At 43.8% G+C, this 24,932-nt stretch carries 14 protein-coding genes and 1 pseudogene; 2 read left to right on the top strand and 13 right to left on the bottom strand.

The window, feature by feature from the left end; genetic code table 11:
- Nucleotides 1-253 precede the first annotated feature (253 nt).
- The 7 genes from MHI27_RS16095 to MHI27_RS16065 all read right to left on the bottom strand — a co-directional run bounded on the left by MHI27_RS16095 (nt 254) and on the right by MHI27_RS16065 (nt 7,127).
- Nucleotides 254-829: a CPBP family intramembrane glutamic endopeptidase gene (locus tag MHI27_RS16095; protein ID WP_405174179.1), complete on the bottom strand. Its 576-nt coding sequence runs from the start codon at nt 827-829 to the stop codon at nt 254-256.
- Between the two features lie 145 nt (nt 830-974).
- Nucleotides 975-1,742 (bottom strand): ABC transporter permease, encoded by a 768-nt coding sequence (locus tag MHI27_RS16090; protein ID WP_405174178.1) that lies wholly within the window; start codon nt 1,740-1,742, stop codon nt 975-977.
- Complete coding sequence (locus tag MHI27_RS16085) at nt 1,739-2,512, bottom strand: ABC transporter permease (protein ID WP_405174177.1); 774 nt, start codon at nt 2,510-2,512, stop codon at nt 1,739-1,741. Before MHI27_RS16085 ends, MHI27_RS16090 begins: the two co-directional genes overlap by 4 nt.
- The gene (locus MHI27_RS16080) at nt 2,509-3,222 is read right to left on the bottom strand and encodes an ABC transporter ATP-binding protein (RefSeq protein ID WP_405174176.1); all 714 of its coding nucleotides are present in this window, start codon (nt 3,220-3,222) and stop codon (nt 2,509-2,511) included. Before MHI27_RS16080 ends, MHI27_RS16085 begins: the two co-directional genes overlap by 4 nt.
- Nucleotides 3,223-3,314: 92 nt before the next feature.
- Complete coding sequence (locus MHI27_RS16075) at nt 3,315-4,322, bottom strand: sensor histidine kinase (protein WP_405174175.1); 1,008 nt, start codon at nt 4,320-4,322, stop codon at nt 3,315-3,317.
- Entirely contained in the window at nt 4,319-4,996 is a 678-nt protein-coding gene (locus MHI27_RS16070) for a response regulator transcription factor (RefSeq protein WP_042188454.1), read from the bottom strand. Before MHI27_RS16070 ends, MHI27_RS16075 begins: the two co-directional genes overlap by 4 nt.
- Before the next feature lie 250 nt (nt 4,997-5,246).
- Nucleotides 5,247-7,127: a peptidoglycan D,D-transpeptidase FtsI family protein gene (locus MHI27_RS16065; protein ID WP_405174174.1), complete on the bottom strand. Its 1,881-nt coding sequence runs from the start codon at nt 7,125-7,127 to the stop codon at nt 5,247-5,249.
- 1,159 nt (nt 7,128-8,286) lie between these two features.
- On the opposite strand from MHI27_RS16065, the pseudogene MHI27_RS16060 reads away from it, so the two are divergent.
- Nucleotides 8,287-9,435 (top strand): annotated as a pseudogene (locus tag MHI27_RS16060) (glycosyl hydrolase family 8); the annotation flags it as partial.
- Nucleotides 9,412-10,128: a discoidin domain-containing protein gene (locus MHI27_RS16055; RefSeq protein WP_405176752.1), complete on the top strand. Its 717-nt coding sequence runs from the start codon at nt 9,412-9,414 to the stop codon at nt 10,126-10,128. The pseudogene MHI27_RS16060 and the gene MHI27_RS16055, both read left to right, overlap by 24 nt.
- A gap of 384 nt (nt 10,129-10,512) precedes the next feature.
- Here the strand turns inward: MHI27_RS16055 and MHI27_RS16050 are convergent, their stop codons facing one another.
- From MHI27_RS16050 to MHI27_RS16025, 6 genes are all read right to left on the bottom strand, one after another.
- Nucleotides 10,513-17,286, bottom strand: a complete 6,774-nt coding sequence (locus MHI27_RS16050) for a stalk domain-containing protein (RefSeq protein ID WP_405174173.1) — start codon at nt 17,284-17,286, stop codon at nt 10,513-10,515.
- A 108-nt stretch (nt 17,287-17,394) separates the two neighbouring features.
- Nucleotides 17,395-18,336 carry a hypothetical protein gene (locus tag MHI27_RS16045; protein WP_405174172.1) on the bottom strand — a complete coding sequence of 314 codons (942 nt, stop codon included), beginning with the start codon at nt 18,334-18,336 and terminating at the stop codon, nt 17,395-17,397.
- Between the two features lie 423 nt (nt 18,337-18,759).
- Nucleotides 18,760-19,716: an alpha/beta fold hydrolase gene (locus MHI27_RS16040; RefSeq protein ID WP_405174171.1), complete on the bottom strand. Its 957-nt coding sequence runs from the start codon at nt 19,714-19,716 to the stop codon at nt 18,760-18,762.
- An 18-nt stretch (nt 19,717-19,734) separates the two neighbouring features.
- Nucleotides 19,735-23,034: a sugar-binding protein gene (locus tag MHI27_RS16035; protein WP_405174170.1), complete on the bottom strand. Its 3,300-nt coding sequence runs from the start codon at nt 23,032-23,034 to the stop codon at nt 19,735-19,737.
- A 109-nt stretch (nt 23,035-23,143) separates the two neighbouring features.
- Nucleotides 23,144-23,992, bottom strand: coding sequence for a carbohydrate ABC transporter permease (locus MHI27_RS16030; RefSeq protein WP_076283675.1), 849 nt, complete (start codon nt 23,990-23,992; stop codon nt 23,144-23,146).
- 17 nt (nt 23,993-24,009) lie between these two features.
- Entirely contained in the window at nt 24,010-24,879 is an 870-nt protein-coding gene (locus MHI27_RS16025) for a carbohydrate ABC transporter permease (RefSeq protein WP_076283800.1), read from the bottom strand.
- Between the last annotated feature and the right edge of the window lie 53 nt (nt 24,880-24,932).

The raw sequence follows: 24,932 nt of genomic DNA, 5'->3' as shown, positions 1-24,932 counted from the left end.
GTACCGATAAAACAAAAAAAGCCGCTAAAATAGCGACTTTCATTGGGACCATGTTTTTGTCCCTCGACTATTGTTGTCTGATGACAAGAATATAGTCCGATTACCTCTATATCTCTTCTTTCTCTGCATACAATAAAGGCTGATCTTTAACAAATAAAAGATCAGCCTTTTTCTAATTGTCCTTTTTAAGAATTTAATCCGAATCTATGTTTAATCATCGTCGTAGTATAGTCTTATTCAACTAAAGCACCCGCTAGTAGAAGAGTAACACTAATAAATTATACAAAGAATGAATAATAATTACTGACCAAAGAGAATTACTTTTCTTATATACAAACCCAAATATAATACCCAACACAAAAACTGTTAATATGGAACTTAGAATATAAGGGAATTCAAACAGACCTTTATAAAACCAAATAGGAAAATGAATCGATACAAAGAGTAAAGCTGTAACTGTATTTGCTATCCAGAATCTAAAAGAATCCATAAGCTTTCTTAATAAAAAACCTCTAAAGACAATTTCCTCAGTAATACCAACCAATAGAATAGTATTAAGCCATCCGTTAAATCCTATTTGAAAATCGATATTATTATTTAAAACGATAAGATTTATTACAAAATAGAATAGTATCAAGGCTAAGGATACCCAACCTGTCCATTTTAGACTTTTTCTAAAGTTATGATGTAACTGTAAATAGGAAAATGGTTTACTTTTTTCCATAATTATAACTAATAAAATAACAGGAATGACCCAAATAACTATTTTAATAGTGGCTGATGTTATAGCTCTTGGAACGGGTTCCATCAAATCTAAATATTGAACCAACCATAATTCTCTGATACACCATAGGGCGTAAAATATTATGAAATATACCCAAATATAATTTTTATTTACTTTGAATTCTATCAGAAACTCCTCCTTTACTTCTTCGATAATCCTGCCCCGTTAGTTGAATAAGATATAATTATAACTAGGCATCTCGTTTACGGTAAAATACAATAGCTACTGTAATAAAGCTCAGTGTCCATAACATTGAAATACCTGTCCCTTGCATTGGTGTAAGGACACTTATTTCATCAGAGGAAGACGGCATATACATATAAGATCCTGCCGTATCCGGAAAATAATTTAAAAAATTTTTATTACTAGGTAGAAAAACCCTCGTCAATGGACTGACAATGAAATAATAACCAAGCAGTACCACTAAAGCAGGAGTGGTTCGTCTTAATAAAGCACCTACAGCTGCACTGAGAAGTGTGGTTAATGTTAGATAGCCCGTTGCACCTATTAATGTTGTTATCATTGTGTCTATTTCTATCACTACTGTTGTGTCTCTCATCATAATAAAAGTATAGAGTACACCAGATGCAGCAATAATAAACGCCATAGGAAGGGTTATAATCGCCAATGCCAAATGCTTCGTGGATAATTGAAACACACGCCAAGGTATCGTAATTAAAGTAGTTCGAATCTGTCCACCAGTATACTCCGAACAAGTAGCTAAGATTCCAAGAATAATGAACCCTGCTTGAAGATATCCCATAGAAGCAAGTCCTATATTCAGTATATTTTGCGTACCTGTTGCCCCTTGTACACCAACAGAAGTAAAAGCTGCGGCTAAAACTAAATTTAGAATGAATGTACCCGTAAGAGTGAACCATATCAATGGTAATGTAACTAATTTATCCAGTTCAGCACCAAGGATTTGTCTTAACTTTCTACTAGATGAGACACTCATGCTGCAACATCCCTCCTATGGAATACAACAGCTGCAACAATGAAAACAACGAGTACCCAGGCAAACATGACTAAACCGCCTGTGAAGGGGGTGTGAAACCCATTGAATAAAGTGCCTGTGGACGTGTTGTCCGTAAACATAAACATTTCAGCGCCAGCCCTATCTGGTAAGTAAAACGCCAACTTTGTAACCCTATACAACAGGACACTAAATGATACAACGGATGAATTTATTATGAGCACAGCAAGCGGGAGGATGCCATTCTTAGTTAGAAAAGTAATTCCAAGTGCTAAAAGAGCAGTGAATGTCCAGTAACAAACTGCACCGATAAGTCTGGACCATTCAAATGCGGGGGCATATTCACCAAGAATAAGATGCGTTGCTGACACAGTTGTCATAATAGCAACAATACAAAGCAGTATGCTGATCACAGTCACAGCACCTGCTTTTGCCAGTAAAAAATGAAACCGGGATGAAATAACAGTTAAACTCGTTGTTATCTGTTGTCCTCCACCAGATTCACTGCTCTCTGTCAAATACTCACTGCTGACAGCAAGCACACCAAGAATAATAACGCCTTGCACACCAAGAGCTAACCCGATATAGCCAACTTCTGATAGCCGTGTGCTAACTCCAGCTATAATCTCCTCTTTTTGTGCTATGCTGTCCAAGGAAGCAATAAGCGCTGGTGCAAACGCTCCAATGAGAAAAGCAAGCCAAATACCCGGTAAGGAGAACAATTTAGATAGTTCCGCGTTAAATGCTCTCATACAACATCACCTGTATTTTCAGATGTCAGGGCAAAAAAGGCTTCCTCCAGCGTGGAATGGTTACCTATTACTTCATCCAATGTTCCATCTGCAACGATGGTTCCATGCTTAATAATCACCACATCATCAACCGTCTCTGCAAGCTCTCCCATTAGATGACTGGATAATAACACTGTATTTCCAGATTCAGCACGTTCACGTAAAAATGTCCGAATCCACCGAATTCCTTCTGGGTCGAGCCCATTTACGGGTTCATCTAAAATCAATATTTTTGGATCACCAAGTAGCGCAGCTGCTATTCCCAGTCTTCTCCCCATACCAAGAGAATACTGCCCAACTCTTTTCCCAGCGGCATTAGTAAGACCTACTATTTCCAGAACTTCCTCGACACGTGAGTTAGACAATCCTGCAGCACGTGCAATCCAACGCAAGTGTGCCCGTCCTGTTCGCATACGATGAGCTCCAAAGCCATCAAGTGCGGCACCTACTGTTGCTAGAGGATTATGTAATTCTGCGAATGGCTTTCCATTAATGAGTGCACTCCCTGAGGTAGCGCGATCTAATCCAAGCAGGATGCGAAGTGTAGAACTTTTACCTGCCCCATTTGGACCTAAAAAACCAGTTACTCTACCTGGTCTAGATTTAAAACTGATACCTGATAAGATTTCCCTAGTTCCGCGATGTTTGACTAAGTTATTAATTGTAAGCAACCATAACACTTCCTTTCTGTTATGGTTCTAATTATAAAGAAGCAAAGTTACATCTCGGTTATCATGCTGTTTACTTCTGGGTTAACTTTAGGTTAAGCTCTTCCGATAGCTACTCTTGTGCCACTATCATTTGATGTAAAATCAGCTTTCAGCTTCATTTTTTTCAACATATAATTTGAAGTCGATAAACCAATTCCGGCCCCACGCTCATAGGAAGAGTTATCCATACCTGGACCTCTGTCTGCAACAATGATTTGTTCTTTTTCTACATCAACCACAATATTTACATATTTCCCCTCTGCTGCATGACGAAGAATATTCTGAAATAAATTATCCAGAACCCGTGTCATCCATTTAGGATCTGCTTCCCAATAAAAAGTCGCCTCTGTCGGTAAATCAACCTCGATCTGGATTTCTTTTTCTTCAAATACAGGATACCACGCAGCAACAGATGCTCTTACTAAACGTCCAATATCTGTTGAAGTGGGCCTAAAAGGATGTTTCCCTGATGTAAGCAATGTATAGGAAAGTAAATCATCCATTAGATCCCCCACTCTTGTAATCGTATGATTTATTTCTGTTAATGAATTTTGTCCTTCTAGACTCATTGATTCTTTATTTAATCGGGTGACATGTCCTCTCAAAATGGTAAGTGGCGTTCGTAAGTCGTGAGATAAATTCGCTATAAGTCGATGTCGTAACAATTCCTCTTCATGTTCTCGCTTGCGGCTGTCTTGAAGCTGCTGAATCATCCAATTAAAAGAATTGCCTAACTGGTCTATTTCATCCATACGATCACTTTGAACAGATATTGGTCTAGGAAATGAGTTATGATTAGCTGAAAATGACATGGCCTCCTGTAAGCGGGTGAGACGTTTACGAAGTCTTAAGAAGAAAATCCAAGATATTACAACAAATGCGACAATAATAAAACCAAACAAAAGTAGTACAACGTAAAATAGATTTAACGCATTCAGCTCTTCTCCATTAATAGGAGATTCAATGAACGCAGATAAGAAAATAAGTATAATTGGAGGTAAAAAGATAAATAGAAAATGTCCTTTTAGAAAATGACGAAATAATGATTTAGTCTGTTTCATAGTTTCACCCGATAGCCTATTCCCTTCAACGTTTCAATAATCTCTGGGGAATCTGGATGACGTTCCAACTTTTGACGCAGTCGATGGATATGTACCATTAGTGTTTTATCGCCAGTTATATATGTTTCTTCCCAGATGGCTTCATAGATTTGTTCTTTTGGTAAAACTTGATTAGGGTGGCGTAAGAAGTACATTAAAATATGATGCTGCTTCGCTGTTAATATAATTTCTTCTCCTGTGCGTTTGTCAAATACCATTTGGCCTTCTGAATCTACTTCAATATAATTTCCTAATGAAATGCGTTCGGAATGTGTTCCGCCACTTCGACGGATTAGTACTTCTAATCTTGCAACTAATTCATCCGTATGGAATGGTTTCGTTAAATAATCATCAGCAAATTGTAAACCTTCTACCTTATCATCTATCGATGTTCGAGCTGTTAACAGCAAAATAGGAACAGCAGGAGCTGCCTTTTTTAATCGTTTCCCCACAGTAAATCCGTCTAAACCGGGTAACATGATATCCAAAATAACGATTTCATGCTGATTTACTTCTTTTTCAGCGCCTTCACCAGAAAGCAGCCACTGAACTGAAAATCCCCGCTGTTCCAATTCTTCTTTTAGAAAGCTGCCTATTTTCTCATTATCTTCAATGTATAATACGTTTCTTTTCAAGTAACATCCCTCGCTCTAAATTGAATTCACTATTAGACAGATTAACATAATCTAAAAAATATTTGTTTAGATGCTCATGAAATCGGCAATGGGATCAAGTTCTTGTCTTAAGCAAAGGACAAGAACTTGATCCCATAAAACAGAAAAACCGCGCCAGGCGCGGATTCTAATGGGACTATGTTATTGTTCACCGACACCGATCCATAGTCCAGATATTGAGCCTCCGACCGTTTCAAAATAAAAGCCCTAATCAATCAGGAATTTTCTGGCCGCCTGCATCATTTTTTTCGGTCAGATCGGGTGCGGAGCGCTGCGCGGAAGGTGCATTCTTGACGGATATGGAGACACTGCCTCCATCGCCCGATGTAACTTTTGGCACACCTATATATGACAATGCTTCGGATACGATCTCTTTAAACACCGGCCCCGCCGCAGCACCACCGCCAGCAGCATTAGCAGGCTCGTCAATGCCGACATAGACCACAATCTTCGGATTATTAGCCGGTGCGTATCCGAGAAAGGACGAGTGCACCTTGTCGCGGTCATACCCTCCCTTACCGTCGGGTTTAATCGCCGTACCGGTCTTACCTGCTACACTATAGCCTTCAATGTATGCATGGCGGCCGGTTCCATGGACCAGGTCTGCAACGACCTGCTCCAGATAGCTGCTGGTTTCCTTGGCGCTTTCCTCGGAAATAACCTGACGTACCACCTGGGGCTGGGTTACGGTAGTCTTGCCGGTATTCGGATCGGTGGTCGCCTTGACCACGTGCGGCACCATCAGTTTTCCGCCGTTGGCGATGGCCGAGATGGCGGTAAGCTGCTGAATCGGAGTAACAAGCACTTTGCCGTGCCCGAATGCAATCGTCGCGTTCTCTGAAGCATTATTCGGAGTCGGATTGACGATTCCGCTGATTTCGCCCGGCAGGTCAATACCGGTAAGATCGTTAAATCCGAAATCATCCACGTATTGCAGCAGCCTTTCCGGACCGAGCATTTCAAAGCCAAGCTTGACGAAGGCCACGTTACTTGACCGCTTCACGCCTTCCAGGAATGAGATTTCGCCATAACCGCTTCTCTTCTGGTCATACAGCGGCTTGCCGTACCCCTTGATGCGGATAGAACCGGACATGAAGGTTGCGTCCGAATCGAACAAATTCTCCTCCACCGCTCCTGCAAGAGGTACAATTTTGAACGTGGAGCCTGGTTCAAATCTTGTTTTGATGGCATGGTTGAAGAATACCCCTGGATCAGAGGCATATTTCCAGAACTCATTCGGGTTAAAGGTCGGCATATTCGCTAGCCCCAATATCTCCATGGTGCTGGGATCCGCGGCAATTACCGTAATACTCTTGGGTTTATATTCTTCATAGGCCTTCTGCATTGCCTGCTCGATATAATACTGGATTGTGCTATCAATCGTCAGCTTGAAAGTACTTCCATTGACCTCCGGCTGGTAAGTGTCCTCCGAGTCAGGCAGCTTGATGCCTTTGGCGTCGCTCTGGTAGAATAGCTTACCATCCGCGCCCTTAAGCTGCTTGTCAAAATACTTTTCGAACCCCATCACCGCATTGCCATCGCGGTCCGTATAACCCAAAATATGTGCGGCCAGTGTTTGTTGCGGATAATAGCGCTTCTGCTCCCTAATCAGGCCAACGCCAGTCTCCAGAGTGTCATGTTCATCCTTCAGTTTCTCAATGAACTCGTTGACCTTGTCGCGCAGCTCCTGGTCTATCTTCCAGCCTTCATTACGGATCTCCCGGTTCTTCAGATACTTGCCGTTCTCGTCTTTGGCTTCCACGAGCGCCTTAAGCTCATCCTCAGGCTTGCCGAGCAGTTCATGCAGGCCGGTGATAACTTCTTCCCCGATACTGAGAGCGGTAATCGCTTCCGGATTGACCACTACCGTGTAGGCCGGCACATCGCTAGCCAGCATCCTGCCGTTGCGGTCCTCGATCGTGCCACGCACCGCTTTAAACACCGAAGTATGGGCCCATTGCTTTGCGGCCTTGGTTTGCCAGAAATCACGATCCAGCACCTGAATCCAGAACACTCTGCCGAGCAAAACAAGAAAAAAGAGGGTAATACACCCTCCTATAAACAGCGTACGAAGTTTTATTCTCTTCACCATAAGCAAACCCCACAAACATATATATTGCAATTTTCGGCAAATCGCTTGTTAATAGTCATCGCGTTTTGTGCGCTGATATGAATGGTATCGTCGGCATTCGCCTCCTGATATCCTATATCCATGGCTAGCTGAACAACCTTGGCACGGGATTGCTGTTTTTCCTTGTCCTAGTAAGGCTCATTATTGTAGGCATAGGTAATGCCAGGTTTTTTATTAGTTTGATAAATGATCACCTTAATGAACACCAGGCTCGTTACACATTGTACAATGTACAACAAGGTAAAAACAACCATTTTTGTGAATCCTTTGTCACTACGCTATTTCGCGAACTTAGGCTACATGTAATAGACAAATGGAACATCTTTGTGAATTCTCCATTTCACTGTATGCGGTCATTCATATAAGGAGCGCTGAGCCAGCATGAGGTTGAGCAAAAATAAATTCAACGGCTGCCTGCTCGGCTTTTATCTTCTCAATTACCGCCATTTATGCCAAGAGATTAACAGCATCTATTGATGTCCTGATCGTATCCGGCGCCAGTCTGTTCACCGTTGGACTGATGCTCATTTTTCTGACTATGCTATGAAACCGTATGCAATATTTCTTTTTCTTTTTGGATGATTGCAGAATGTTCCTCGTGTCATCTAATCCAGTATGAACATGTTGTTTGCTATAATCTCTTTAGTATAAACGCTTTTACTTTATGAACATTACTTTTTAATTTATTTTAAAGCACCTAGACACGGCGAAAATAGTTGTGTTACATTTGTGTGAATAAAGTAATGCTGTTTGGCTGGTGATTTGTAACCTGTAGGTGAAAAGTGACGTTGAGGATGCGATGATTTCCTATTGAAGCGCGTACCTTCAAATCTCTTCAGTATATATGTAAAATGTCACTTCCGCCCTAAAGTTAAAGCGCTTAAACTTTATAGGTGTGAATAGCACTTATTGTTAAGCGGTTTACTTTGGAGATCAGTCTAAAGGGAAGGAGGATTCATTGACGTTAATTAAACTAACCATCACTAAAGGAGGAATTTTTGTGTACTCATTGAAATCGACCTCAGGCACAATGAAAGTGATGTTACTTGTCATGCTTTCGGCGGTTATGCTTCTAGCGACATTAGCCGCCCCTGCACCGCTTCAACGGAAAGCTCATGGAGCGGGTGAATTGAAACCGTTTCCTCAACAAGTCAGCTATCCGGGTATCATTAAACCAAACCACGTCAGTCAATCCTCGATGAACAGTTCTGTATCTTCCTACTATGACTATTGGAAGGCTACTTATCTTAAAAACAACTTGTCCTCGCTGCCCGGAGGGTACTATGTAAAAGGTGATATTACTGGCGAAGCGGACGGCTTCGATCCTCTCGGCACATCGGAAGGTCAAGGATACGGTATGGTTATTACCGTGCTAATGGCTGGATACGATACGAATTCCAGAACAATCTATGACGGTTTGTTCAAAACGGCTAGAGCGTTCAAGAGCTCTAATAATCCGAACCTGATGGGATGGGTAATAGCAGATAGTACTGGGGCTCAAGGGCACTTCGGTTCAGCAACAGATGGGGACCTCGATATCGCTTACTCCCTTATTCTAGCTGATCGCCAATGGGGCTCGACTGGAACGATCAATTATTTGGCTGAAGCCAAAAAGATGATTGGCGCTATTAAGCTTAGCAATGTGACAACTAACAACAGGCTGAATCTTGGTGACTGGGATACGAAGAGCGCCTTGAATACGCGTCCCTCCGACTGGATGCTCAGTCATCTACGGGCTTTCAATGAAGTTACTGGAGATTCAACTTGGCTAAATGTCATCAACAATCTGTATAACGTATACAGCCAATTTACAGCAGCTTATTCGTCTAGCACAGGTCTGATTTCGGACTTTGTGGTAGGCAACCCGCCTAAACCGGCCCCTCCAAACTATTTGGAAGAGTTCCCTGAAACAAATGAATACAACTACAATGCAAGCCGTGTACCACTTCGTATCGTAATGGATTACGCTTTGTACGGAGACACCCGTGGTAAGGATATCGCTAATAAAATGGTAGTATGGATCAAAGGAAAAACAGGCAACAATCCGAACAATGTGAAGGACGGTTACCAACTGAACGGTTCGAATCGCGGTACTTATGCGACAGCGGTATTCGTAGCGCCTTTTATCTCCGCAGCGACGACTACCAGCACGCATCAAGCTTGGGTCAATGCAGGATGGGACTGGATGAAGAACAAAAAGGAAAGTTACTTCAGCGACTCCTTTAACATGCTGAACCTACTGTTCATCTCGGGGAACTGGTGGAAGCCTACCTACAGTGCAGCGGATACTCAAGCTCCCTCGGATCCAACGAATCTGAACGCAACAGCAGCTTCAAGCAGCCAAATTAATCTGAGTTGGACTGCTTCTACCGATAATGTCGGTGTAACAGGCTACCGGGTATTCCGTGACGGCGTGGAAGTAGGAGCGCCTTCAGACACATCCTTCAGCGATACCGGCCTTACCGCATCGACAGCTTACAGCTATATGGTAAAAGCTGTCGATGCCGCAGGCAACCTGTCTGCTAACAGTAATACCGCATCAGCAACTACAAGTTCAACTCCTGCTGCCGGTATCAACCTTGCGCTGGGCAAGACAGCGGTAGCCAGTTCTATCGAAGGTGTAGGATTTGAAGCTTCCAAGGCAACCGACGGCAACTCTACTACCCGTTGGGCGAGCATCGAAGGAAGCAACAATGAATGGATTTACGTCGATCTGGGCACAACCCAAAGCGTAAACCGCGTCAAGTTGAATTGGGAAGACGCTTACGCTAAAGGCTACAAAGTTCAGGTGTCTAAAGATGCAACAACATGGACGGATACTTACGTAACAACGACCGGTAATGGTTCTATTGACGATATTACATTTACCGCAAATAGCGGACGTTACGTCAGAGTGCTCTGTACTGCTAGAGGGACCGTATACGGATATTCGATATTCGATTTTGAGGTTTACAGCTCTTAATTGAACAAATCCTGGCGGATATGAATCTGTCAGGATTTGTTTGTCTAAAAGAGCAGAATGTAACTTCTCGGGGGGTTTGTTAGTAAACGAATGGCCTCTTTTTTGATCTCATTTGAGTATGTCTTAAACTTCTACCCTTTAATCGCCATAAAAATGCACCCCCTAGAATTTCATCGGACAAACCAGGGGGTTTATCCAATATCTTTTCTAAGGGGTGCACTTCAGTTATCATCAAGATTTTTTGATGATAACTGAAAATGAAATATTCATAATTATTCAGCGATTGCCTTTTCAACGTCCTCGAAACGAATCTTTATGAGACGCTGCAGTGCATGTTAGAGGGTTTCGTGTGTAGCTGCTATTGTTAGCGAATACTAACGAATACTACTTCATGATACTAATGGATTTCGTAGTATTATTGAAGAATACATCTGCACCAAAATATTCAGCAATGAAGCGTAATGGGAGCATAGTACGTCCGTTTACCAGTTCAGCTGCAACATCCATTCCTGGTGCAAGTTCACCGATCGAAATGGACAAAGTCTGACCTTCCAAGGTAATCATTACGGTTTTCGTAATGTTATCCCAGCCTACATTTGCTCCTATGCTCTCCGCAACGAAGCGCAGTGGCACTAAAGTTCTGCCTTTAACTACCATCGACTCAACATCCATACTCATTTCGATTCCGTTTAATTTATACCCTTTCTTACCTAGAGTAAGTTCTAATTTCACAGGTTCAGGCTTGGTTGTAACAAAGATATAGCCTAGTCCTTTTGCCGTGAAGGTAAATTTACCTGTCTTATGGTCATATTTGCCGCCTAAGCGTTCCATGTTACCGTCTAATCGAAGCATGACACCGCATAACATGCTAATATCGTTAGTCGACAACTTCTCTTTTGTCAGATCGAAGGTTACTGGTATAAGCCCTGTATAATCCGTTACTTCCCGGCCATCTGCGAAGATCTTCAACTCATATCCCCGCCCTATAACTCCGTCTCTATCATTTACAGGTTTAATGACAACCTTCATACTCTTGCCTGTATTCAACTGCTTCAACAATTCAGGGGACAATTCAACAGATACGGTGTCATTCGTAACGGTTAGCGGTTTGTTGGCTTTAATAATCGCACCGATCGTATCGTTTTGAATCTCAAGCTCATCTTTTCCGGCTGACATCGTCAATGCAATGGAATTGCCTTTCATCAGCTGCTCTTTGATTGTAGCATCAATAAGATCTGCTACCGGTGTTTCTGGAGAAGGAGTCGGCGTGCTGATTTGGCCACCTGATCCTCCGCCGTTATTATTTGCAGTAATTACGATAGTTAACTCTATCGTATCCATGCCAGCATGGTTAGAGGCCGTAACAGTGAATTTGTATGTTCCCGCTTCAGTAGGCACCCCTGAAATAACACCCGTAGCTCCTTCTAAATTCAACCCTGCAGGTAAATAATTATCACTCACTGTCCAGGTAATCGGTTCGTCGCCGTATACCGCTAATGTTACCGTATAAGGTTCTCCAACTTTGCCGCTTGGCAGATTCTTAGTGATAATCTCCGGAGCTATATCAACTGGCATATCCTCTTTAATCTCGATGCTCAATACTCGCTTATCTATACCAAAATCATTCGTTGCTGCAACAGTGAATTCGTAATATCCTGCCTCTTGAGGCGTACCCGAGATAACGCCTGTTGCTTCATCTAGGTTCAAATCTACTGGTAAATCTCCTCCCTGGACCTTCCAAGTAATCGGTTCGCTGCCGTATACCGCTAATGTTACCGTATAAGGTTGTCCAACTTTGCCACTCGGCAAAGTCTTAGTGATAATCTCCGGAGCTGTGTCAACTGAGACATCTTCAGTGATCACTATATTGAACGTTTTCGAGTCACTGCCTGCGTCATTGTTAGCTTGAACTTTGAATGTAAATTGACCCCATTGATCCGGTGTACCCGAGATAACACCTGCATCTTCATCCAAGCTCAATCCTGATGGCAATTGACCCTCTACAACAGCCCATTTGATCGGCTTATCGCTGTCAGTGGTAAGAACTGCCGAATAAGGTTGTCCTACCTTGCCATCCGCAAGCGATTTCGTCATAATCATTGGCGCAGTACCTGCGTCTTCAACCCATTTCGCATATAATTTAATATCCCTTGTAACAGGATCAGCAACGAAATCCCAGACATCGTTTAATTCTGCATCTTGATACCAACCGCCGAAAACAGTGTTTTCTTTTGTCGGCGCTGTTGGCTCGGTAATTGTCCCGCCCATATCTGCGAACTTCATCACCACTTCGCTGCCACCGTTGGAATCAAAAGTTACCGCATAAGGGTTGTGTGCGCCGATGGAAGGCGTTCTGCCGCTAAGTGGATTGCCGAAGAAGTCTGTTCTCTCCGTCATATGAGGCAGAGCGTTCGCGCGATCCACATATGGGCTTACAATCTCGGCACCTGCACCATAGGCCAGGTTATTTCCGTCAGCAAGACGGAACCCGTTCATCGCACTGTAATCAAGCTTGGCATCCACTGTTCCGCTGTTGGTAATCCAATGTTCCGGCGCAGATTTATAATCATTTAATATAGAGTTAAGTTCCTCTTCCGATACATAGCGGTTGTCTGTTGCTGTTACGCCTGCACCTAGATACCCGTCTCCACCTGCGTTCATGCTACCAAAAAGATTAGCCGGATATACAATGTTGTTCGTAAAACGTCCGGCTGCAAATGAAGCTGATGTTCCCCCGCCTTTCAGACCAACTTGGTTGTTTGCCCCAGTGTAGGCAAAAATATTATTTTGGAAATAAATATGCAAGTTGGAGGCCGTCGGATCAAATACTAACGAACTGCTATTCTTTAATGGTGTGACGATGACATTGTTATAGTATAATCCGCTTAATTCCTCGCTCGTTGAAGAGCCTCCCGCAAGTAATATAAGACTGTTAAAGCTCTTGTTAAAATCCGGGCTGCGACCGTCGTTCACGCTAATGTTATAGCGAACGATATTGCCCTTGGCAGCATTCATCTGTAAGTACCAACCGCCATAATTATTTCGGCTGTAATTGTATTCATACACATTGTCCTGACAATAGTTGTCAATGTCCCATGCCATACCGTCATTACTTGCATGATAAGGGTTGTCCACGGCTTCATTATAGCGGAAGATCGTGCCTTTACTTGCCATAATCCACGCTGCCGCATAGTTTTGCGAACCTAGATATGTTGGCGTTGTATTATTTGGCCCCCAGTTCGTAACCAGGTTACCGCTCTTATCGCTTAAATAGCTGTATCCGCTGTCTGTGACCACATTTCGTTCCACAAGGGAGTTGTTCCCGCCGGACATAACAATGCCATCTCCAACCGAACTAGAAATCCAGTTGTTTCTAAACACAGCGTTTGATGCCCAAGGATAGCTTGAGTTACTCCAAGTAATGCCTGTGTTATTCGTCCCTGGATTGCTTGGCCCGTAGGCATTGTTGCGAATACCTTCGTTATCGCAGCGAAGGGTTTTATTTCCTTCAACCAATATATCTACATAACCATTAATAATGATGCCGCCGGATACCTTACTTGCTCCATTTGCTTGGTGCAGCCCATTAACATCATGAACGTAGTTATCTCGAATGACGATGCCTTGCATACGAGCATCAGCATAATCTTGAATATTAAACTGACCTTGTCCCAGCTTGGAAATCCGTGACATTACAGCGATACCAGAACGGCCGTCACCTGCTTTATTGCCGATGTTCGTTACTTCAATTCCACTGACTACCCAATAGTTAACGTCATATAACTCAATTGTACCGTTTAAGGAAATGCCTGATGGGCTTGACGCTGTTCCTCCACCATTAATTATCGGGCGTTGGTTAGGGTCGGTCGTATTATATTTTGTAAGCGTAATCGGATTTCCTTCCTCACCATCGCCGCGCAGTCTGATTTGTTCGTTCCATACGCTATTCGCATCCAGATAAATGGTTGAACCTGGCATAAATACATATTCATTAATCTTGGAGATTGATTTCCATGCCGTAGCCGGTGTGCGTCCATCTGCATGATCGTCACCGTTATTGGAGAAATAATAATCACGGACTTCAAGTGGTAGAATGTTCAACTCGAATGTGATTTCGGCAGGATTCAGATCCAGTCTAACGGTATATTTTCCTGGCACGATATTATTTCTTGCGAATGATTCTTTGTTAATTTTCAATACATTACCGCTAACCGTATAATCCACATCCCGCTGCAGTGTTACAGCGCCGATCTCTACTCCAGCTAGATCTGCTAAATCAGGATTTACGGTGATATTATAGTCGTCCAGACCAATAACATATGTGCTGTCTTCCAAGTGGCTATACTCTTTGGGCATGAGCTTTAGCGTAATAGAAGATGTTCCGGTTTGGGCCGTTATTCCACTATCGATAACATATACGTCATCGATAAAGTGCCTGTTCTGTATATCCTTAACCGTTCCAGCCTTGTTGCCCCAGTTCGTAGCAAGCTGCAATGCATCGATCTTGGAAATATTGTTCTTAACTAGGGTATCAAAATTGCCGCCATCTGTTGATTGCCTTTGAATGTCTTGTCCATCGATTTTATAGGTCGTTCCCGTTGATGTAACGAACCATTGGAATTTATGCCAGCCTTCGCTTCGCTTGACATCTACAGGATAGAATCTCCCGGATGAACCGGGTCTGACTGCGTAATTGGTCAGATTTCCGGCCCAATCGCCATCTCCATTGCCATAATTTATTGCGATATGTTCATTGGATGATGGGGTTAAACCAAAGACAGCGTGGTCATTGGAAGCCGCTCTGCCATCATCATAGTACCAAGCAGTAACGATTGTTGTCTTACCGGTTGCGGGGGTGTAATTATAGGTACCTGGAACAGTAGCCACCTGACCGGCGCCGCTTGATGTTGCGGCCTTTCTTCCGGTACGGGACATCACATCGCTGTGAACATATCCGTTCGCACCATTTGAAAATTTCTTCTCCCCTTCAAATCCATCGTAAAACATAGTGTCAGCCTTATTGAAGTAATCAACGCTCACTTGAACAGTGACCTCTTCGCTCCCTGTTGGAACATAACCTTTCTTAACCGTCACGAATCCGGCATCATCAACTTCAATCTTATCCTTGTCTTGATCTGCCGGGCTGAAGCTGATGTTATCAGCAACAAACACATCAGAAGTATCAACGATTAACCGCGTTCTATCTCCAGCCCGTAAAGTATCGCTCTGGCGAATTAGCGCAATGTTGGCTGAATATTGTGCACTCTCTCCTGATTCATCAGAGTCTAAGAATCGTGACGTTGCGTTGCCGTTTGCTTTTATTTTAAATGTATCATTTAAAGTCGGGGACAAAGCCGCATCATTGCTTGTTGCTGCAATCGGGCTTCCTTTAGCCACTCCATTACTGAAGAGTTGAACCGAATAGGCATATGCGTTAGCGACACGGTCCCATGTAGCGTATGTGCCGTTCCATCTGACATTTACCGGTACAGGCAATTTCTCGATCTTTAATATTCCGGATGCTGCAACTTCTTCACTGATGTCCCCCGCATTATTAATGACAATGGCTGTAACAGTGTAGTTGCCCACTCCCAGTGCCCTTGCATAGGGCAGAACATGATGCCTTTCATGATTGTTAGGCTGGTCGGGTCCTCCATTTTTCGATAAATAATAACCAACAGGTCCACCGTCTTTGAACAGCGTTATAAGGGTGTCACCGTAATTGGAAGCGCCACTATAAATGCCCGTGTCCGAGTCAAGCGTCGGGTTAATTGGCGCATTCACCTGTGTATTGGTGGTTATCAACAACGGTACAGCATTGGATTTCACCACAATTCCGTCTGCCGAAGACACTTCGCAATAATAGAAATTGCCTTGTTGTGAAGCTGCGTCCACATTGGGAAGCGTTAATAGCGCCTTATCAGCTCCGCTGACTTTTGTCCCGTTCAAGCCAGACTCGTCGTCAGATACATACCATTGGTATGCTGAAGCAACGGCTGATGCCGCAACGCTAAATGTTGCCGTCTCACCTTGTTTCACTTCTGTCGCTGTTGGCTGAGTGATTATTTCTAAATTTGGCAATCCACCGGGAGGTACCAAATTCAATGTTAATGTTCTAGTTCCTGTTGTTGTAGCTACATCTTTAACAACATAAAAATCGTCGATTAGATGTTTATTTTTAATATAAGCTTTGTTGCCTGACTGGTTGTTCCATCCTCCTGCTATTTTAGGCTGAATGGTTGTACCGCTCTTCATAGCTTTGTAAATATTACTTTGCGCTGAATCGGATATTAATGTTCCGTCTATTTGTAAAGTCGCACCATTCGGTGTAATGAGCCACTCGAATTTATGCCAGCCTGTGGAACGTAAAGCCCCGCTATCTTTCCAACGGTTGCCTGCTGTACCCGCTGATGATGGTGCATATGCCCAAGTATATCTAGTCGGGTTATGAATAACATCAGCCTCTGAACTTTGATAGAATGTCCCGGCAAAGGTGGCATTTTTGCCATCTACAATAGCAAATTGAGTTCTATCCGTCGCTGTCTTCTCCTCATCAGGATACGGGTCAAAATACCATGCCGTCATCTTATAATTGCTACCTGCCGGCAATGCCACGTCTTGGGCTACATTTTCATTATTCGTATCACTCGAAGGTGTAATCGCTTTCATTCCAGAACGGGACTGAGCATCGGAAAGCGTGTATGACGAACCTAATTTGCCAGTTGATGTCATTGGACCATTGTTGTTCTCGAAATCCTCCATGAATAATACATCTGAGTCATGGTAATAACTCGCCGCGGCCGTGATTGTCACCGGGATGCCCGGAGCACCTGGCAACGCAAATGTATAACCGCTAGCTAAAGTAATGTTACCCTGATTATTAACAGTTAAAAGATTCGCATTGCTGGAATCATAATTAACCTCGTCAATAACCGGTCCTTTCACGAGACTGCTTAAAGGCGAACCTTTATAGGTAAGATTCACCCTGCCTGCCTGACCTGCCGCTTGTGTCAATTCTAGTACAACAGAGTCAAAAGATTCGCCCCCTCCCGCAGCTGACACTTCAGATGAAGGTGCCAAGCCGAACAGACCAGGGAACACCAACGAAGTTGCCGTAATCATCGACAAAGCTTTTTGCATCCATTTCGATCGTATCATCCAAAAACTTCCTCCCTTTGAAATTAATAAATTAATCATTATAAAAAATCTGCATCTATGGAAGCCTCAATAGACATAGATTTTTATAAACTTAAAAGCATAACTATTCTAGTTCACTACTAATTCACTGAATCGATTACCGTTATATACAATCTTCAACTTATTCGTATTTGCAATTAACGCTCGCAAGTCAGACTCCGCCGATCCGTATAGAATGGAATCTTTCACTTCTTCCAGTTTAAGCTTGGTGATTTCCGGTTTTGTGGTTAATGTTGCAACGACATCCTCGCCCATATATTTACCGATTACTGTCTCACCTACAGAAGCAGCAGCTAAAGACTCCCAGAACTTAAGAGACTCGGTTTCTTCTTTGGATATATCCAAACGGTTTAGCACTTTCTCTTCCTTGGCCTGTCCCGCTGTCGCTAACGCAGCCGTCAATTCATTTGCAACACGAACATATTCCGCACTTTTTGATGCATACTCAACTTGCAACTCTGCTTCGCTCATTTTCGTTTTTTTAACCTGCGTTTCTACCAAATCCGGCCAACGGGCGCCACTTAAATATTGCATGTATTGATTTAAATCAAACTGAGGCAATCCATAGTAAGTCCCTTCTGAATCATCCATCTTAGCTCGCTTAACATTTTCATCTTCCATGTCGGATTTTAGCTCATCAAAGCTTTTGTAAGGGGCGATCCCCCGCTCATCTGCAATAAATTGCTCCTGCTTGGTCTTTAGCAATGCAGTCATTGCAGATTTTTTGGCGTATTCAGTTGGGGTTTCATGATTTTCTCCGTATTGACGTGTCCAGAAGCCCTCATCTACTTGGACCCCATAAGTTCTGAAGAAATAGTCTGCCGTTATAGCTCTATGCTCCTTGACATAAAATTGAAATTCTTCCTCTGTTACGGCGTATCCATCTACTGTAAATATCCAATCTTCAGGTAGCTCCGCCTTTTTGTTAGTTAAGCTCAACACGAGTAGAGCAAGAACAATCAGAGTGGTAAACAAGATAATCACGGTTGCTTTTCGTTTTGTAATCCCCATGACGCCCCCCCTTTTCAAATATTCAACCTAGCTTTGCAAATAAACCTATGACAGTGAAATTCATCGCCGTTGTTGGAGAAGTTCCTAAATTTAAATGGTTAGACATAATTGTAAGTTTAGCTGCCCTCTAATGTAAGCGCTTATTTAGACTGAATTAAAACAAATTTGACTTATAAAAAAACAGTTCTAGTTCGCAATTATTTGTGTGCTAGGGGATCAATAGCTTATAAAGGAACTGTCGTTTTGACAAAGTAACATTTCAATTTTGGTTTTCAAAAGACAGCCTAAAGCGAGCTGTCCGTTATAATCCACAAAAACACTAATGGCTTCGCCCTCTGAAAACAAAGGACGAAGCCATTAGATATCAACGTTTAAATGTAATTATGGGTGATTATTTTAATGTTGATGTCTCGTTCTGATTCATTAATCCAGGAAAAATTGCATCGTCCGGTCGGACGAACCCGGTAAATACTCATGTCCAAAGTCAGGATAAATAACAAGCTGCTTCATCGTGTTCATTTTATTGTATGCTGCAAATTGCGTAGATGGCGGGCATATGGTATCCATTAGCCCGACGCTCATCATGACCTCGCCACGAATTCGCTCAGCTAGAAATTGTATGTCAATGTAGCCGAGCTTCTTAAATACATCATGTTCGCGTTCATGAAGCACATCATAGTAGCGAAAATACGTACGCAGCTCGCCATAAGCTTCTTGATCTAAATCCATGTCCCATGTACGCTTGTAATCACTAAGAAAAGGGAAAATCGGTGCAAGCTTCTTCACTCTCGGCTCCAATGCAGCACAAGCTATCGTAAGTCCACCTCCCTGAGATCCCCCTGCAGCGTAAACGCGTTCAGGATCGACTTCAGGCAGCTTCATCGCTATTCCGGCAAGCTGTGCAGTATCTAAAAAAATGTGACGAAATAGCAGTTCATCCGGGTGATCATTTAACCCGCGGATAATATGTCCGTGATGCGTATTTCCCTTTACCCCTCCTACATCCTCCGAGGTTCCCCCCTGGCCGCGGCAATCCATGGCAAGCACAGAGAAGCCTAACGATACATAAGCCAGTTTCTCGCTCCAATCCCCGGCATGGCCGGAATAGCCGTGAAACATAACGACAGCCGGATGAGGGGTTTCCATATTCTTGGGGCGCACGTACTTCACATGAATTCGCGCTCCCTTCACGCCCGTGAAATACAGGTCAAAGCATTCGGCATGGGGTACTTGAAAGCTGCTAGGCACCAGCTCAAGCTGCTGATCAACAGTCCGCATCTCTGCCAGAGCACGCTCCCAATATTCATCGAAATCCGCTGGGCGTGGATTCGTTCCTTCATAGGTTTTCAATTGTTCTAACGGCATATCAACAAGTGGCATAGTTCTTCTCCTTATTGCTTATTGGGTCGGCATCATCCACTGCATGGAGCGGAATAAACTCGGTCTTTTCTCGGAACCGATGCCCCTTGCCCATTCGATCCAGCCTCGTCGTCCCTGTCCGTCATTCTCATTCACGAGCAGCGAAAAGCTCATCACATCTCCATGCTGAGGTGCAATCGGTGTCAGCTCCGACCAAGGCAGAGCTAGCTTATAAATCGTCAGCTTCTGTTCCTCATTCCTGGTTACCGATGCTTCACCATGTTGCACCAGCCCTACTGGCAATCCCCCCAACGCCGTCCAGCGATAGACTTGCGGACCATTAGGCGAATCCGATATGCCATACTCATACCATCCCCGGCTCTCACCCGGAATTCCCGGAGATAACGCAAACTGAATGCTGTCATTATTCCATATATTAGCATCGGAAGCTGCAGCCGAATGAACATTATCATTAATTTTGGCCGTCAGGTACAGGTGATCCTGATCAAAGTGAAGCCAGGCTTGACCGCTCACGCCAATGGTTCCGCTATGGCCGGAGAGCAAGACAGGCTTACCCTGCGACAAATCGATTGTAGGCGCCAAAGCTTCAATTTCCGGTTCGATATGGTCATTGACCGCAATCGTCCCCCGGTTGACCGGATTAAAACTAAAATTCCCTTTATAGACGTATGGCTCCTGCTCCGCAAACTCGACGCGGATGGACGTCGGCTGATCTCCTCCTAGCGCGATCGGACTAAGCGGGATACTAAATTGCTGTTTGCTGCCTGGGAGTACGACCGTGTTGATAAGCTCTTGATCGGACTGTTCCCCAACCTGCCAAGTCACCCTGTCGACAGTAAGGCCGGCGGCCTTTCTGAAGTTTTCTACATCGATATTTAGCGTTTGACTGTACTGTCCTTCCTTCTGTTGCATCGCAGGTCTGACCGTAACCTTGTGTGGTACGCCGGTTGCAACGCTATGCTGTAGCTTGCCTATCTTGTTGCCAGCCTCGTCCAACAAGTGAATGATTACCGAACGGAAACCTTCTCGCGTCTCGTTAATGCTTAGAGTAAGCGCTTCTGTTTGACCTTGCACCGCTTCAATCGGATAGCTATTCTCCTCCATCTTCGCTGTTATAGTCAGGTTAGGCAGATCATCGTTATTAATCGTTAAGTTGAACGCATGCGGATCTCCTACTGCTGTTTGCCCTCCAGCGATTGTAAATGTGCCGTCCGTAACGATCCGGTTGATGCTTCCTTTGATATAGAATGGCTCTCCCGTTATCGTTATATAGATCTTGCCATGATGCGGGGAGTAAATTTCTGTATTTCCCATAAAATCAGTAATTTCTAGGTTGTTATCCGTTTCGATAGCGGCTTGAGTGTCACTCTGCGCCCAGACAATTCTAAGATTTTCGCCACCTTTTGTGAATAAATTGCTTCTGATCGGATCTCCGAATTGCTCAATTTCCTCAAATACTGCACCGGCAAGTTGTCTGCTCATTGCGGCATAACTCGCATAGGCCGGCTTCGGTGTATAGGCCCCCATCGGGTCATTCTTATGTCGGACCAGTCCGAAATTATCCTCATTAAAATCATCTCGAAGTCCGTCATTCATAAAATCATACCAAGACATCCGCTCTACGCCGAGACTCAATCCCGATACAAAACCACGCGGCAAATAATTGGCCTGGGTCTTCTCATCGACGCCTTTTGCAGATTGATGTGTCGGTGATCCGAATTCTGTTACCCAGATCGGTACCAGATTGCCGTTATTGTATTGCTTAATCAAGGTTTTCAGACCTTTCAATTTTGCAAATACGTCGTCAGGTGCGTTCGGGTCCATATAGGTCTGTACAGAGACAGCATCCAGATATTTCAGTCCTGCGTTTTTGTCCTCGCCTTCCCCTACGCCTTTCAGTACACCTTCAATCCAGTTCAGGTCGACGCCTCCTGAGACGATACCGACAACCGGCACATTCGGATGGACCGGTTTAACGACATTATAGGTCTCTTTCATCAGATTGAAGTAATAGTTCGGCTGCGAATTGGCAGGACTGTTGCCCCTCTTGCCGAACCCGCCATTGAATTCATTGTATACATTGAAACCGATGAGCTGATCCTTGTACTGCTCTATATAAGCTTTAGCGTATTTCGCAAGTCCCCTTCTTCCTATATCCGTGTAGGGTGTTGCATTATTATCGTAGAATGGGTTGTTAAATGCCGCCACAAAAAGCAGCTTAAGATCATTCTCCGCAAGCTTCTGCATATAATCATCCGGTGAAGGGGCGAAGGTATAGACGCCTTTTTGTTTCTCGATGCTGCTCCATTCCATGCCATCCCGAACGAAGGATGCGCCCATATAACGGATCAGTTTACTCAGCTCTTTGCTCCATCCGGAGGCAGTCCAGTTCAAATGCGTGCTGACACCAAACGGTGACTCCCCATTACCGGGTGGCAATGCTGAAGAAACAACGGCGTAAGCTGTACTTCGGACCAGTGGTTCACTGCCGGGTCTCTCCGCAGTAACTTCAAGCGTAAAATAGCCCAATTTGCTGAAAGGCACCGTGATCTGAGCTTTCCCGGCGACCGGACTCTCGCTTCCCGAAGTAATCTGTGCGCCATAAATATCATATGTGGCCCAACTTACTGATGGTCTGCTTGTTCTTACAATAAAAACGTTCGGTTCAGAATCCAGGAAAATATTTCCAAGTGCTGTTTGCTGAATTTTCAGCTCTGGCTGCCAATCACCCATCTGAGCCGTCATGTGGTCAACCAGGATAGTGGCCGGTAACGCGGCGTTCTTCATATCAAATCGGTCGAAAAGGATTGTGATGGCGTTTGCCGGTTTATGCCATACACCGTCATTTGCTCCATTCCAGTAAGTAAATGTGTTCGATCCCATCTGACTTACGACAACTTGCTGCCAATCCGATGTATTTTGCAATGTAATGCGCTGTTGGAATGTTTGCCCTGTCGAATCTGTCGTTCGGATTCGCAGTGATTTCAAGTCCGAGGTTTTGACCCAGAACGCCAGTTGTTCAATATCTAGCTCATCCACCTCTTTTTTTATGGATGCAAATGGCGATCCCGTTGGTCTTAGGCTGAAATCTGCTTTTATTTGTCCCATATGGGCTCCGTTATAACTCTCAGCTGATTCGATCCGATTGAAGCTTCCCTTCACTTCAGGCGAATCCCCCATAGCAAAAATCCAGTTATCGTCTCCTTGCTCAAAATCACTCAGTACATGATTGAAATCCGATGCTGCATGCGCAGGACTGTAGAACAATACCAGATTGGACAATAAAACCACGACAATCACAATCGATATCCTCTTCATACAGACGAAATTCCTCCTAAAACATTTTTGTATGCGCTATCATAAATCATTTTGAATGGACCCCGAGGCGTCTTTAATCTCCGTCTATCTCTATTGTTCGTATCGTTGTTTATCCTTTGACAGCAGAGCTTGAGAAGCCTTGAATAATATACTTTTGGCCCATGAAGAAGACAATGAGAAGCGGCACGACTCCCGCTGTAGCGGCAGCCATCATCATGTTATAATCCACTCCCGCTTCCAGCATGAAATTCTGCATGCCTAGCGGTACCGTGAACAATCTTTTGTCTAACAGGAAGATCAAGGAATTCTCGTAATCGTTCCACGTCCATGTAAAATCAATAATTGCGAAGGTTGCAAGCACTGGTTTGGATAGCGGCAGAAACAGTTGAAAGAATATCCGGAAATGACCGGCTCCGTCAATGAAAGCCGCTTCCGATATTTCATGGGGAATGCTCATGAAAAATTGCCGAATCATGAAGACGCCGAATACCGTAAATAAGCCTGGGAGGATGAGCGCCCAATGGGTATTATAAATTTTCATCCAATCAAACATGATGAATTTCGGGACAAACAACACTTGCTGTGGAATCATCATCAGACACAGATACAGCAAAAAGATGGCGTTCCTTCCCTTAAATGGAATCCGACTGAAACCATATGCGGCAAAAGCGGCCAACAAAGGAGCTCCAATCATCAAAATCAAAGATATTTTCAAGGAATTGAAATAAAAAAGCGAAAATCCGTCTCCAGTCGTCCAAACCTTAAAATGGTTGGTCCATACAGGATCGTGCGGAATCCACTGAATCGGATAGTTAAAAACGTCCTTCGGCTTCTTAAACGAAGTGCTGATCATCCAGATCATTGGTGACAGCAGCAGCAGACTGGCAAGCGCCATGATGATCGTATTGAAGGTTCTCATCACCCGTGTTCTGATTACTCTTACATTTCTCCTAGCCATTGTGCGTCTCCCCTCTGTTAGTAATGGACCCATTTTTTCTGACCAACCCATTGAATAAGCGTGATGCACAGGATGATCAGGAACATAGTCCACGAGACAGCCGACGCGTACCCCATTTCATAGAAGTTGAAGGCTTTTTTATATGCAAAAATCGAGAAAACCGTCGTACTATTGCCCGGCCCGCCTTGGGTAATCGCATAAATCATGCCAAATCCCTTGATCGAGCCGATAAAACCAGTAATCATTAAGAAAAACGTCGTTGGACTCACTAATGGAAAAATAATGAGATGCAGCAGTTGCCCAAATGTTGCTCCGTCTATCTTCGCGGCTTCCAGTTGCTCGGCGGACAATTCCTGCAAGGCAGCTAAATAAATGATCATGTTATAGCCAATGCCACCTGCGGTCATCATAATCAGCACTGCATACATTGCTGTATCCGGGGAAGCAAACCATTGTGGAGGATCAGTTATACCAATGGAGTGCAGAAAGGCATTTATCGGACCACTACTAGGCTGAAATAGTACCATCCAGACAAAAGCAATGGCTATGCCACTGGTAAAATACGGAGCGAAAAAGAACGCTCTGAGTGTCTTTTGAAAATACGTCCGATTATTTAGCATGACAGCAATCAGAAACCCAAGCATGATAGAGATCGGTACAGGGATCAGTAGCAGCAAGGTGTTTTTGACCGATACTAGGAATAAATCGTCTCTCACCAGCATCCTGAAATTATCCAATCCAACGTAGTGCGGGGCTTCCCCACTAGCGAATACCCAATCCGTAAACATTAAATAAAAGGAGAACAGGGCTGGAATGAGCATAAACACGGTCATTCCGATAAGATTGGGAGCGATAAACACATAACCAATCAGCCTCTGTCGCTTCATCCAGCTCACGATCGGTCACCGCCTTTCTCTCTAAATAAGGTAACTTGCATCAT

Source organism: Paenibacillus sp. FSL H8-0261 (assembly GCF_045040645.1).
Lineage (GTDB): Bacteria > Bacillota > Bacilli > Paenibacillales > Paenibacillaceae > Paenibacillus_AQ.
The sequence above is the reverse complement of the archived record's forward strand: the minus strand, read 5'-3'. Positions and strand labels throughout refer to the sequence as shown.

What these genes read in the sequence shown, in the direction of transcription:
- MHI27_RS16045 (WP_405174172.1), bottom strand. Translation starts at nt 18,336, where the DNA reads ATGGGGATTACAAAACGAAAAGCAACCGTGATTATCTTGTTTACCACT.
- MHI27_RS16040 (WP_405174171.1), bottom strand. Translation starts at nt 19,716, where the DNA reads ATGCCACTTGTTGATATGCCGTTAGAACAATTGAAAACCTATGAAGGA.
- MHI27_RS16065 (WP_405174174.1), bottom strand. Translation starts at nt 7,127, where the DNA reads ATGGTGAAGAGAATAAAACTTCGTACGCTGTTTATAGGAGGGTGTATT.
- MHI27_RS16085 (WP_405174177.1), bottom strand. Translation starts at nt 2,512, where the DNA reads ATGAGAGCATTTAACGCGGAACTATCTAAATTGTTCTCCTTACCGGGT.
- MHI27_RS16075 (WP_405174175.1), bottom strand. Translation starts at nt 4,322, where the DNA reads ATGAAACAGACTAAATCATTATTTCGTCATTTTCTAAAAGGACATTTT.
- MHI27_RS16090 (WP_405174178.1), bottom strand. Translation starts at nt 1,742, where the DNA reads ATGAGTGTCTCATCTAGTAGAAAGTTAAGACAAATCCTTGGTGCTGAA.
- MHI27_RS16025 (WP_076283800.1), bottom strand. Translation starts at nt 24,879, where the DNA reads ATGAAGCGACAGAGGCTGATTGGTTATGTGTTTATCGCTCCCAATCTT.
- MHI27_RS16030 (WP_076283675.1), bottom strand. Translation starts at nt 23,992, where the DNA reads ATGGCTAGGAGAAATGTAAGAGTAATCAGAACACGGGTGATGAGAACC.
- MHI27_RS16050 (WP_405174173.1), bottom strand. Translation starts at nt 17,286, where the DNA reads ATGATACGATCGAAATGGATGCAAAAAGCTTTGTCGATGATTACGGCA.
- MHI27_RS16035 (WP_405174170.1), bottom strand. Translation starts at nt 23,034, where the DNA reads ATGAAGAGGATATCGATTGTGATTGTCGTGGTTTTATTGTCCAATCTG.